The sequence below is a fragment of the Planctomycetota bacterium genome (assembly GCA_026387035.1).
In the GTDB taxonomy this organism is placed as follows: Bacteria; Planctomycetota; Phycisphaerae; order FEN-1346; family FEN-1346; genus JAPLMM01.
This window is the reverse complement of sequence record JAPLMM010000243.1, coordinates 1-12081: the sequence shown is the minus strand read 5'-3', so window position 1 is coordinate 12081 and position 12081 is coordinate 1. Positions and strand designations below refer to the sequence as shown.

Annotated in this window: 6 protein-coding genes; 2 read left to right on the top strand and 4 right to left on the bottom strand. The window is 67.9% G+C overall.

Features of this window, described 5'->3' with window-relative positions; all coding sequences use genetic code 11:
• A partial coding sequence (locus tag NTX40_09100; GenBank protein MCX5649235.1) for a hydrogenase maturation protease occupies positions 1–360 on the top strand: 360 nt, incomplete at its 5' end.
• Between the two features lie 895 nt (positions 361–1255).
• Here the strand turns inward: NTX40_09100 and NTX40_09095 are convergent.
• The 4 genes from NTX40_09095 to NTX40_09080 form a co-directional block, all read right to left on the bottom strand.
• Positions 1256–5365, bottom strand: a complete 4110-nt coding sequence (locus tag NTX40_09095) for an efflux RND transporter permease subunit (GenBank protein ID MCX5649234.1) — start codon at positions 5363–5365, stop codon at positions 1256–1258.
• 132 nt (positions 5366–5497) lie between these two features.
• Entirely contained in the window at positions 5498–7045 is a 1548-nt protein-coding gene (locus NTX40_09090; protein MCX5649233.1) for an efflux RND transporter periplasmic adaptor subunit, read from the bottom strand.
• 67 nt (positions 7046–7112) lie between these two features.
• Complete coding sequence (locus tag NTX40_09085) at positions 7113–7460, bottom strand: YHS domain-containing protein (GenBank protein ID MCX5649232.1); 348 nt, start codon at positions 7458–7460, stop codon at positions 7113–7115.
• Positions 7460–8869 carry a TolC family protein gene (locus NTX40_09080; GenBank protein MCX5649231.1) on the bottom strand — a complete coding sequence of 470 codons (1410 nt, stop codon included), beginning with the start codon at positions 8867–8869 and terminating at the stop codon, positions 7460–7462. The genes NTX40_09085 and NTX40_09080 overlap by 1 nt, the downstream gene beginning before the upstream one ends.
• A 595-nt stretch (positions 8870–9464) precedes the next feature.
• Between NTX40_09080 and NTX40_09075 the strand changes: the two genes are divergently transcribed.
• Positions 9465–12081: proline dehydrogenase family protein (locus tag NTX40_09075; protein ID MCX5649230.1), on the top strand; the 2617-nt coding region annotated here is incomplete at its 3' end.

The window sequence follows — 12081 nt, the reverse complement described above, 5'->3', positions numbered from 1 at the left end:
CGCCTCTTCGACGTCCAGGCCGTCCCCGAAAGTTTCCTCGTTCCCATCGTTTCTTCCGGCTGCGCGGGCGTCCTTTTCGTCGATGCCGCCGACTTAGGCGCCCCGCCCGGCCGCGTCGCCCTCGTCCCGGCGGAGCATCTGGCCGAGGTGGACGTCTCGACCCACGCCATCAGTCTCGCCCTCGTGGCCGAGGCCATTCAGGGCCTCGCCCGTGGCGAATCCGGCCGGAAAATTGAGTGCGCCCTCCTCGGCGCCCAGCCGGCCGATCTAAAATCCGCCGACCGCCTCAGCCCCGCCATGGAGTCCGCCGTCCGCCTCGCCGCCGCCGCTCTCCGTACCTTTTTTTACTCTGGTTTATGAGCGGCGGGGCTGCGGCATGTGGCGGGGACCACGTGGGGCACGCGACGGTATCTGGCGACCGAGCGGTTGACCGAACAGGAGGCGGTGCAGACGACGGGCCGGCAGCGCAAGGCCGGTTGAGCGAACCGGCCTAACTCGGCTGGTCAGGCCACTTTCGACCTTGGGCTGGGGACGTGGGTTGTTGGCCCAAAGCTAGGTCTGAGGCTGCCGAATCTGATTGGGATGAAGCCCTGGCGGGCACCTCGATGTCAACGAGCCACACGCCAGTCAAAAAGGTGCCGCTAAAGGACGAGGTCCTGCTGGAGGTTCTCGCATTGCCGGAAGTTGATCTGCTGCTCGAAGGTCGATGGCCAGCCGTAAGCACTAACCGGAACACCTGTATCGCCTCCATCGCCGGGCCAGCGTGCGCAATCAGCCCCTTGGCCGGTCGCGACCTCTCATGAGGGATCGGGCACCGGCATCCGTCCGATCTCCGCCCAGTGGAAGACCCGATGGTCAGGCCCCAGAGAGATGTCGCAGTGTCTTCCGGCCAGCGGGCAACAGGACAGTGGACGCCGTCCAAAGTGGGTCACTGAGTGGGTCAGTCGTCACGTGGTGGTGACTGGTTATCGACTGCTCAGTGACTTGTCAACCACTTGCAACCCTCGTTTTCGGCCCGAAAAGCCGCTGTAAGTGCTTGGGACGACTGGGCTTGCGCGCGGCCTTTCGTCCTCCGGAGCCAAAGGTTAGAGGTTCGACTCCTCTTGGGGACGCCAGACGATGATGGGCCGGGCGCGCCGCGCTCGGCCCTTTTTCTTTTCGAGCGGGCGGGTCCTCGCGCCGTGGGGTCCGGAAGCGCGTGCTTTCGCAAGCGAAAGCCCGCCAAAGGCGGATGTGTGACATGGTCCCCCGCGGCTCAGGCGCTGCGCGACTTGGTGCGCGCGACCAGGTCGTGGGCGGCACAGTAGACCGCAAGGGCGAAGAAGCCCAGGAGGGCCGTCAGGAAAAGGAACGCGCCGACCCAGGATTCCTTGATCCGGGTGTGGAGGCGGAACTCCTTGACCGTCGCATAGAGGACCGGGACGACCAACATCGTCAGGACCTCGATGACCATGCCGCCGAACGACGGGATGGCCATGGGAACCAGGACGTCGGCGCCTCGGCCGGTGGAGGTGAGGACCGGCAGGAGCGCGAGGACTGTCGTGGCGGTGGTCATGAGGCAGGCGCGGACGCGGCGCGTGCCTCCCGCCAGGACCGCCGCGCGGATCTCGGGCACGGTCTGGGGCTCGCGCCGGCGGAACGACTGGCCCAGGTACGTGCTCATCACCACGCCGTCGTCCGTCGCGATGCCGAAGAGCGCCAGGAATCCCACCCAGACGGCGACGCTGAGGTTGACGGTGTGCACCTGGAAAAGGCCGCGCATCGAGACGCCGAAGACCGCGAAGTCGAGGAACCACGGCCGGCCGTAGAGCCAGAGGAGCATGAAGCCGCCCGCCCAGGCGACGAAGATTCCCGTGAACACCAGGAACGTCACCGGCACGTCGCGGAACTGGAAGTACAGGAGGAGGAAGATGGCAAAGAGGGCCAGCGGGAGGACCAGGGCGAGCGTCTTCTGGCTGCGGACCTGATTCTCATACGTGCCGGCGAAACTGTAACTCGTTCCGTGCGGCAGGACCAGTTCGCCGCTCGCGACCTTCGCCTTCAGGTACGCCTGGCACGCCTCGACGACGTCCACCTCGGCGTACTGGGGCCTCTTGTCGAAGAGGACGTAACTGGTGAGGAAGGTGTCCTCGCTCTTGATCTCCTGGGGCCCGCGGATGTAGCGGATGGCGGCCACCTGCGCCAGGGGGATCTGGCTGCCGTCGGCCGCGGGGACGAGGATGCGGCCGATCTTCTCGATTTCGTCCCTGAGTTCCCGGAGGTACCGGACGCGGACGCCGAAGCGCTCGCGACCCTCGACGGTGGTGGTCAGGCGCTCGCCGCCGATCGCCACCTCGACGACGTCCTGAAAGGCGCGCATCGGCACGCCGTACCGCGCCAGCGCCGTGCGGTCGGGCACGATCTCCAGGTAGGGCTTGCCGACGATGCGGTCGGCGATGACGGTGGCCGGCTCGACGCTGGGGACCTCCTTGAGGAACCGCTCGATCGCCAGGCCGACCCGCTCGATAGCCTCCAGGTCCGGCCCTTTGACCTTGACGCCCATCGGCGCCCGCATGCCGCTCTGGAGCATGACGATGCGTGCGGCGATGGGCTGGAGTTTGGGCGCGGAGGTCGTGCCGGGGAGGCGCGCCGCGCGGAGGATTTGGTCCCAGATGTCGTCGGGACTTCGGATTTCGGGCCGCCACTGGCGGAAGGGCCGGCCGTCGGGGTCGGGAATGAGTTCGCCGGCGGCGTCGCGGACGAAGTCGCCCTTGGCGTCGTCGTACCGGAAGTTGACGCGCCGTCCGTCCTTATCAGCGATGTATTCCGATTTGTAGTTGATGACGGTCTCGATCATCGAGATCGGGGCCGGGTCGAGCGCGGACTCCACGCGCCCGATCTTGCCGACCGCGAGGTCCACTTCCGGAATGGCGGCCAGGGCCGTGTTCTGCTTGGCCAGGATGTCGGCCGCCTCGCCGATCGAGGCGTGGGCCATCGTCGTCGGCATGAAGAGGAAGGAGCCCTCGTCCAGGGGCGGCATGAACTCCTTGCCCAGGCCGGGAAAGGCGTCGCTGGCGCCGACCCAGAAGGCCGTCGAGCGCACCGTCTCGGCATCGAGGCCGGCGCGGCCGGCCGCCTTCGGCGCGAAATCGAACGTCCGGTCGAACCCGCGCCACCCCAGCACGCCGAGCACCAGGATCGTCCCAATGCCCGCCAGGAACGGGACCTTGTGCGCCAGGCACCACCGCAGGATCCACGGGTAGGCCCTTTGAAAGAGGAGGAAGGGTCCGAGCACCACCCCGAGCAGGCCGATGACGAAGAGAAAGTTGCGCGTGAAGCCCTGCTCCGGTCCCAGAGGCTCCCAGTACACGCTCAAGAGGAAGACAACCAGGGCGGCGATGACCATGTTGGCCGCCCACGGACCCCAGCGGGCCACGCGCGGCGGGACCCACTCTTTGGCGAGGAGGTAGAACCCCGGCAGGGCGACGACGACTCCCACCCACCACCGGACGAGCACGCCCGCCAAGATCGCCGCCACCACGAGTGCCCCCCCGATGCCGCGCTGCAGCCGCTTCCTCGAAATCCGCAGCCCAAACAGCGTGTGCGCCAGCGGCGGAAGGACCGTCAGCGCAATGATGATCGAGGCAACGAGGGCGAACGTCTTCGTGAACGCCAGGGGCTTGAACAACTTGCCCTCCGCCCCCGTCATGACGAAGACGGGAAGGAAGGAGACGACGGTGGTGGCGACGGCCGTCAGGACCGCGCTGCCGACCTCGCTCGCGGCGCGGTGGACGACCTGGAGGCGGTCGGCCTCGGGCGGCGCCTCCTCCAGGTGCCGCAGCATGTTTTCGCAGATGATGATGCCCATGTCCACGATCGTGCCGATCGCGATCGCAATGCCCGAGAGGGCAACGATGTTCGCATCCACGCCGAAGACCTTCATGAAGATGAAGCAGAAAAGGACCGCCAGCGGCATCATGGAGCCGATGAGGAGGCTGCTCCGGAAATGAACGATCATGACGATGACCACGATGAAGGTAATGAGAATTTCCCCGGCCAGCGCGTCGTTCAGCGTGCCGAGCGTCTCATAGATGAGGCCGGTGCGGTCGTAGAAGGGGACGACGGTCGCCTGGCTGACCGTCGCCCAGGGGGGGCGGTGGTCGGTCGGCATCTTCCGAAGCGCCTCGACCCAGGCGGGGTGGTTCAACTCGGCACCCGCATAGGCCGCGAAGCCGTGCTCGTCGGCGAATCGGCGAAGGTCGTCGGGCGTCGCCCGCATCCAGTCCACCGCCACCTTGGCGGGCAGGCCCGGCGCGATCTCGGCGATCCTGGCCTTGACGTTCTTGATGACCGCCAGCGGATTGGAGCCGTAGCGCGCCACCACCACGCCGCCGACGGCCTCGGCCCCGCCCTTGTCGAGCGCGCCGCGCCGGACGGCCGGCCCCGCCGTCACGTGCGCGACGTGCTTGATGAGCACCGGCACGTTCTCGCCGACGCGGACGACGCTCTGCTCGATGTCCTCGACGCGCTTCAGAAACCCGATGCCGCGGATGAAATACTCCACCCGATTCAGTTCCAGCGTCTGGGCCCCGACGTCGATGTTGGACGCCTGGACGGCGCCGAAGACGTCGTCCAGCGTCACGCCGTACGCCCGCATCGCATCGGGGTCCACGTCCACCTGGTACTCGCGGACGAATCCGCCGACCGAGGCGACCTCCGCGACGCCGTCCGCCGACTGAACCGCGTACCGCACCTGCCAGTCCTGGATGGTGCGGAGTTCCTCGAGGTCCCACCCGCCGGCGGGCCGGCCTTCGGGGTCGCGCCCTTCGAGGGTGTACCAGAAGATCTGCCCCAGCGCCGTCGCGTCGGGGCCGAGCGCGGGCTGGACGCCGGTCGGCAAAATCCCGGCCGGCAGGCTGTTCAACTTCTCGAGCACGCGGCTCCGCGACCAGTAGAACTCCACGTCGTCCTTGAAAATGATGTAGATGGTTGAGAAGCCGAACATCGAGTAGGAGCGAATGGTCTTGACGCGCGGCAGGCCCAGGAGCGCCGCCGTCAGGGGGTACGTGACCTGGTCCTCGACGTCCTGGGGGCTTCGGCCCATCCAGTCGGTGAAGACGATCTGCTGGTTCTCGCCGATGTCGGGGATGGCATCCGTGGCCACGGGGAACCGAAGGAGACCGGCGATCTCCCAATCGAACGGGGCGACGAGAACACCCGCCCCCACAACGAAAAGCACCAGGAGAATGACCACCAGTTTGTTCCGCAGGCAGAAACCGATCAGCCGGCCGATGAGCGACCGCTGTTCGGGCGTCAGTTCGGCCTGCCCCGAGTCCCGACCAGGTCGGGATCGAGGGGCCGGCGGCTCGGGAGAGGCGCTACTCATGGGCGTGGCCTCCGGCCGGCGCCACTTTTGCGCGGTGGGTCTCCGCACCCACCGCGCAAGAAATGGCTTCCTTGGCCTCTGGCGCGGCGGTTCAGGAGAACCGCCGCGCAAAAATGGATTACAAAAATGGCGCTAGTCATGAGCGTGGCCTCCGGCGGGCGCGGCGGCGCCGTGCTCGTGGACGGGGGGCGGGGCGCCGCCTTCCGGGCTCATCATGCTGGGCTTGGCCTGAATCTGAAGGGCACTGTCGATCTTGAAGTTGCCGCGCGTGACGATGCGTTCGCCCTCCGCCAGGCCCTCGCGCACAAGATACCAATCGCCGGCGCGGGGGCCGAGGACGATCTGGCGCCCCTCGAAGGTCGGTTTCTCGGCGCCGGGAACTGCGACGTACACGACGGCCCGCGTGCCGGTCACGAGCGGGGCCGTGGCCGGGATGACGAGCGGCTTGTCGGCGTCGGTGGGCGCTGCGGCGACGTAGCCGAGCGACTCGGTCCGCACGAGCGGCATGCCGCAGATGTCGCACGTGCCCGCCTGGTTTTTGACAACGTCGGGGTGCATCGGGCAGATCCACTTGCCCGCGAGGTCGGGGGCCATGACGCGCCCGCCCGTCGCGACCTCCGAGCGGACCATCGCCGTGACGAACATGCCGGGTTTCAGTTTCCCGTCCGGGTTGGCGGCGTTCACGCGGACCTTGACGGTGCGCGTTTTTTCATCCAGCACCGGGTCGATGAAGGCGATGGTGCCGGCGAACGTCTCGCCGGGGTAGGCGACGCTCGCAAACGAGACCTTCTGGCCGTACCGCAGCCACGAGAGGTCCGATTCGTAGGCGTCGAGTTTGACCCAGACCTCCGAGAGGTCGGCGATGGTGTAGATGCGCGTCCCGGTGTCGACGTACATGCCTTCGAGGGCGTTTTTCTCGACGACGATGCCGCCGGCCGGCGCGTAGATGGTCACGTGGTCTGCGGCCGTCCCGCGCGACTCGATCTCGGCCACCTGTTCGGCCGTCAGGCCCAGGAGCCTCAGTTTCTCGCGGGTGGCCAGGATGGTGGCGGCGGCGGTCTCGCGCAGGATGCCGACGTCGCTCTTCGCGAGGTCACGGACCGCCCGGAGGGCCTGGATCAACTCCTCCTGCGCGCTCAAGAGTTCCGGGCTGTAGAGGGACACCAGGTGGTCGCCCTTCTTGACCGGAACGCCGGTGTAATTTACGAAGAGGCGGTCGAGGCGCCCCGGCACCCACGCGGTGATGTACGCCAGGCGCGTCTCGTCGTACTCCACTTTGCCGACCATCCGGACCTCCGCCGTGACGAACCGCCGCTCGACCGGCGCGGTCTCGATCTCCATCAGGCGGGCGGCCTCTTGGGAGACTGCGAGGCGCGGGGCGGCGCCGACCTCGGCCGCGCCCGTCTCGACGGGGACGAGTTTCATCCCGCAGATGGGGCACCGGCCGGGCTTCGGCTGGCGAATCTGCGGATGCATTGCGCAGGTCCAGATGGTCGGCGCCTCGGCCGGCTGGGAGGCGGCCGGCGATGGTGCGCCTTCCGGCGCCGCCTCCGCAGGATGCTGCGCCGGCGCGCAGCCCCACCGCACCAGGTATCCGGCGCCGAAGGCGAGGGCGATGCCCGCCGCCACCGCCACCCACTTGAGCACCGTTGAAGCGACCCTTGTGGGATTCTCGCTCATGGCTTGTCCCTCCGCGGCTTCGCGCGCCGCCGGCGGGTATTCACGCCGGCCTGCCGGGCGCGCCCGTTTACTTGTGGGTGTGTTCGCCCGACGCCGGCATGGGTATCTCGCCCTTGGCCGGTTCGGCCGCGCCTTTGAGTTCCTCGTCCACCTTCGCGATGTACTTCTCGGGGTCCTTCTCGAACACCTTCGGGCACGACGTGCAGCAGAAGTAAATCCGCCGGCCGTTGTAGTCTGTGTAGATGTTCGGATCGATCGGCCCGCCCATCACGGGACACATTTTCTGCGCGATCTTGGGGTGACCGGCGGCGGCCGGGGCGGGGGCCTGCGGCTCCGTCTTCTGGCACCCCATCGCGAACAGGCCGGCGGCGCCCAGCACAACGGCCATCACGGCAACGGCATGAAAGGCTTTCATCACTTCTCTCCTTCCTGGTTCTCATTCTTGGTCTGCGGGCCTTCAAGTCCCGCGACCGGTTCCGCGGCTGCGCGGGGCAGGGCGCGGCCGACGAGCATCTCGAGTTCCGCGAAGCGCTGGGCGTGGTCCGCCAGGGCCCGCTCCCCGGCCAGTTGGAACTCCAGGAAAATTCGCTGGGCATCGACGAGGTCGGTGAAGGCGGCCTGGCCGACGCGGAACGACGCCTCCGTCGCCTTCAGCGCTTCGCGCGCCTTTGGCAGCAGGGTGTCGCGGTAGAGGTTGATCTTGCGTTCGGCGTCGCGGAAGCGGTAGAGGGTCATCTTGACCTCGGCGCCGAGCGTATTCGCGCGGTCGGTCCGGGTCTGGAGGGCGGCCAGGTGGCGGTCCTGGGCCTCGCGGACGGCGGCGGCATACTTTTCGCGCCAGATCGGCAGCGTGATTCCCGTCATCACCGTGACGCCGTCGTCGCCGCCTTCCCCCGACATCCAGGCCTGCATGTATCCTACGCCGACCATGAAGTCCGGCAGGTAGTCCTTCCGGGCGAGGGCGACGGCCTCCTGCTCCCGGGCGACCTCGTGGTCCAGAGCCTTCAGTTCCGGGCTCGCCTGGCCGAGCCACGCCAGAACCTCCGCGTCGCTCGCCTCGACCGGCTCCAGGGGGGCGGACGTCGGCCAGGCCAGCGGCGCCTCGGCCGGACGGTTTAGCGCCGCGTTCACGCGCGCCGCCGCCGCCCCGCGAAGGTCCTCGAGCGTCCGAAACTGGTCGTCGAGTTTCCCGAGTTCCACCTGCGCCCGGATGACGTCGGGATGGCCGGCGGCGCCCGCCTTGTACCGCGTCCGCGCCACTTCCTCCAGGTACTTCACGAGGTCGCGGTTTTCGCGGACGACGGCGACGGCCCGGCCGAGGTAGTAATATTCATAATAAGCATCCTTGACGCGGAAGAAGAGACTCACTTTCGCCGCCTCGTATTGCTGGCGGGCCGCTTCGGCTTCTTCCCGGGCGACCGCCGCCCGCAGCGGCAGTTTCTCCGGCCAGGGGAACATCTGGTTCAGCGTCACTGTGTGCTGCCGGCTGTCCGGCATCGCCTCCAGTTCGTAGTTGAGGCTGGGGTCCGGCAGCGTTCGGGCCTGCGGGATGCGCTCCGCCGCCGCCTTCCACCGATTCAAGGCCGCTTCCAGGCCCGGGTTGTTCTGCTGGGCATAGTCGAGGCAGTCCTGGAGCGTGGCATCCTCGGGCAGCGCGGGCGGCGCGCCGACCTGCGGCGCCTCGGCCGGTCGGTGCGCGTACTGGCGCTCCACGTCGGCAATCGCCTCGCGCGCCTCGCGTTCGGCAGGGCCGGCGCACCCGGCCGCGAGTACCAGAAGTGATCCGACGATGAATACGGGCCGCCCGGCGACGTTTCGCCCCATGCCCATTCCCCCTTTCGTTCCGGTTGCGGCAACTCGACTTTATTATGCCCCGGCGCGTGCCGCGCCGCAATAGCCTGCCGACATAACGCCCCATCTTGAGCGCAGTTTACCCGCCGCGCGCCTTTCAAAGCCCGCAGATGAATCCCGACGAAGTCGGGATGAATCTGCGGGAACCCCGCCTCACCCCGCGCGCCGGGTGCCATGTTTACCCGCCGTGGCGGGCTTTCGCTTGTCCTTGTTCGCCTTTGGACCCCTTTGGGGGCGGGCGAAAGGTGGGGAACTCCGACCGCTGCCGTCCGGGTCCGCAGATGGCACGCCTTGATCCTCTTCAGCACGTCCGGCCGCGATTTTATTTTTCCGCCTTCTCCGATGCCCGCCCACCGAAGGGGAGTGCCCGGACCCGGCAAAAAATCGCTTGAGAATCGCGGCGGGTTCTGGTTCTATGGCTGCCCACAAGTGGCCTGGGGCGATATCCGGAGCGGCCCTCACGCCGTGGCGGCCGGCGCCGCCGGAGGGCCCCGGCGCTCTTCGGTGAAGTGTTATACAGGCGGCCCCACGCAAGAGGGCCGCTGCATAGGCAAGAAGGGTGGCGTTCATGGGACGTTTGAGCGTTTCCCCCGACCAGTTGGACCGGCAGATTCTCGGTCTCGGCGAGCGGTTCCATCGGGAAATGGCCGGCCAGATGGCCTCTCACGTCCGCGAATATCTTCTGAAGGAAGGCCGCGACGTCCCGGCGCTCCTGAGCGCGGCCATCAAGGCCGCCGCCGGCAGCCTCACCGCCCCCGTCGCCACGCGGACGATGCGGAAGAACGTCGCCCTCATGGCCGGCAAGTTCATCCTCGGCGCCAACGCCGGGGAGGCGCTGCCGCAACTCAAGGCCCTTTGGAAAGAAGGGATGGCCTTCACGGTGGGCATGCTCGGCGAGGCCACCACCTCCGACGCCGAGGGGGAAGACTATAAGACTCGATATCTCGATCTCATCGATAACCTCCCCGCGGAGATCGCCACCTGGCCCGCCGACCCGCGGATGGAGACGAACCACCTCGGCCCCCTCCCGCGCACGAACGTCTCTGTCAAGGTCTCCGCCATGGACCCGTACCTCGACCCCGTCGACCCCGTCGGCAGCGTCGACCGCCTCGAGCGCCGCATCCTTCCCCTCTTCCAGCACGCCAAGAAGAGCGGAGTCTTCGTCAACCTCGACCTCGAAACCTGGGCCATGCACGACATCACCTTCGACCTCTTCGAACGCATCGTCCTCGGGCCCGAGTTCAAGGACTGGCCCCACGTCGGCATCGTCGTCCAGACCTACCTCCGGACAGCCGCCGACGACGTCGACCGCCTCGTCGCCCTCGCCAAGCGCCGCGGCGCGCCCTTCACCGTCCGCCTCGTCAAGGGCGCCTACTGGGACTACGAGGTCGCCCACGCCCAGCAGGTGGGCCTGCCTTGTCCCGTCTTCACCGAAAAGTCCGCCAGCGACGCCAACTACGAGGCGCTCACCATCCGGCTTCTCGAAAACGTTGACGCAATCCACTCCGCCTTCGCCAGCCACAACCTGCGGTCGCTGGCCCACGCCATGGCCGTCGCCGATGGGCTCGGCCTGCCGACCAACGCCTACGAAATCCAGATGCTGTATGGCATGGCTGAACCCGAGCGCCGAACCATGCGCACTCTGGGCCGGCGCGTCCGCGTGTACGCCCCCGTCGGCCAAATGCTCCCCGGCATGGGCTACCTCGTCCGCCGCCTTCTCGAAAACACCGCCAACGAGGGTTTCTTGCGGCTGTCGCACCACGAGAACGTCGACATCCACGCCCTCATGCAGCGTCCTCGCCCGCACCAGGACATTCACGCCGGCCTCCAGCCCGTTCCCCCGCCCGCCGGCCTCGATTCGCCGTTCCGCAACTCGAGCGTCCTGCATTTTGAGGACCGCGCCGTCACGAGCGCCTTCGGCGACGCCGTCGAGCGCATCCGGAAGACTTTCCCGCTCCAGATTCCCGTCGTCGTCGGCAAACTGCGCGCCGGCGGCCTGCCTGCCGGTAGGCATGGTACGAAGATGCACCGCGAATGTCCCAGCGACACCTCCGTCTGCGTCGCCGAGATCGCCATGGCCGACTGCGCCGACGCCGATGCCGCCGTCGAAGCCGCCTACCGCGCCTGGCCCGCCTGGCGCGACCGGCCCGTCCGCGAGCGCGCCGAACTCCTCGAACGCCTCGCCGACCGCCTCGCCGCCGACCGCATCGACCTGGCCGCCCTCCAGTGCTGGGAAGTCGCCAAACCCTGGCGCGAGGCCGACGCCGACGTCGCCGAAGCCATCGACTTCTGCCGATACTACGCCCGCCAGGCACTCCTCGAACTCGCCCCGCGGACCCAGGGCCGACGCACGAGCGGCGAAGACAACGTCCTCTGGTACGAAGGCCGCGGACCCTGCGTCGTCATCTCGCCCTGGAACTTCCCCCTGGCGATCCTCTGCGGCATGAGCACGGCCGCACTCGTGGCCGGAAACCCCGTCCTCATCAAACCGTCCAGCCAGTCCGCCGCCATCGGCTACGGCCTTTTCGAGCGGATGCTCCAGGTCGGGTTCCCGCCCGACGTCGTCCACTTCCTCCCCGGCAGCGGGCGGGTCGTGGGCGCGCGGCTCGTCTCCCATCCGCTCGTCGCCCAGATCGCCTTCACCGGATCCAGGGAAGTCGGCCTCGGCATCGTCGAGACTGCCGCGAAGACCTCCGACGACGCTCCCCAGGTCAAACGCGTCGTCTGCGAAATGGGCGGAAAGAACGCCATCATTATCGACGACGATGCCGACCTCGATGAGGCCGTCCTCGGCGTCATGAAAAGCGCCTTCGGCTACGCCGGACAGAAATGTTCCGCCTGTTCGCGGGTCCTCATCGTCGGTACCGCCTACGACCCGTTCGTCCGGCGGTTCATCGAGGCCTGCCGGTCCCTGCCGATCGGCCCGGCCCACCGGCCTTCGACCCACCTGCCGCCCGTCATTGACCGCAGCGCCTTCGAGCGCCTCACCGCCATCATCAAGGACCCCGGTCCGGGCGCCCGGCCCCTCTTTGTCGGACAAGCCCCCGCCGGCGGACACTTCGTTCCGCCCGCCGTCTTCGAGGTCGCCGACCCCGCCCACCGGCTCATGCAGGAAGAACTTTTCGGCCCCGTCGTCGCCCTCATGAAAGTCGAATCCTTCGACCAGGCCCTCGATGTGGCCAACC

What these genes read in the sequence shown, in the direction of transcription:
- NTX40_09095 (MCX5649234.1), bottom strand. Translation starts at nt 5,365, where the DNA reads ATGAGTAGCGCCTCTCCCGAGCCGCCGGCCCCTCGATCCCGACCTGGT.
- NTX40_09090 (MCX5649233.1), bottom strand. Translation starts at nt 7,045, where the DNA reads ATGAGCGAGAATCCCACAAGGGTCGCTTCAACGGTGCTCAAGTGGGTG.
- NTX40_09085 (MCX5649232.1), bottom strand. Translation starts at nt 7,460, where the DNA reads ATGAAAGCCTTTCATGCCGTTGCCGTGATGGCCGTTGTGCTGGGCGCC.
- NTX40_09080 (MCX5649231.1), bottom strand. Translation starts at nt 8,869, where the DNA reads ATGGGGCGAAACGTCGCCGGGCGGCCCGTATTCATCGTCGGATCACTT.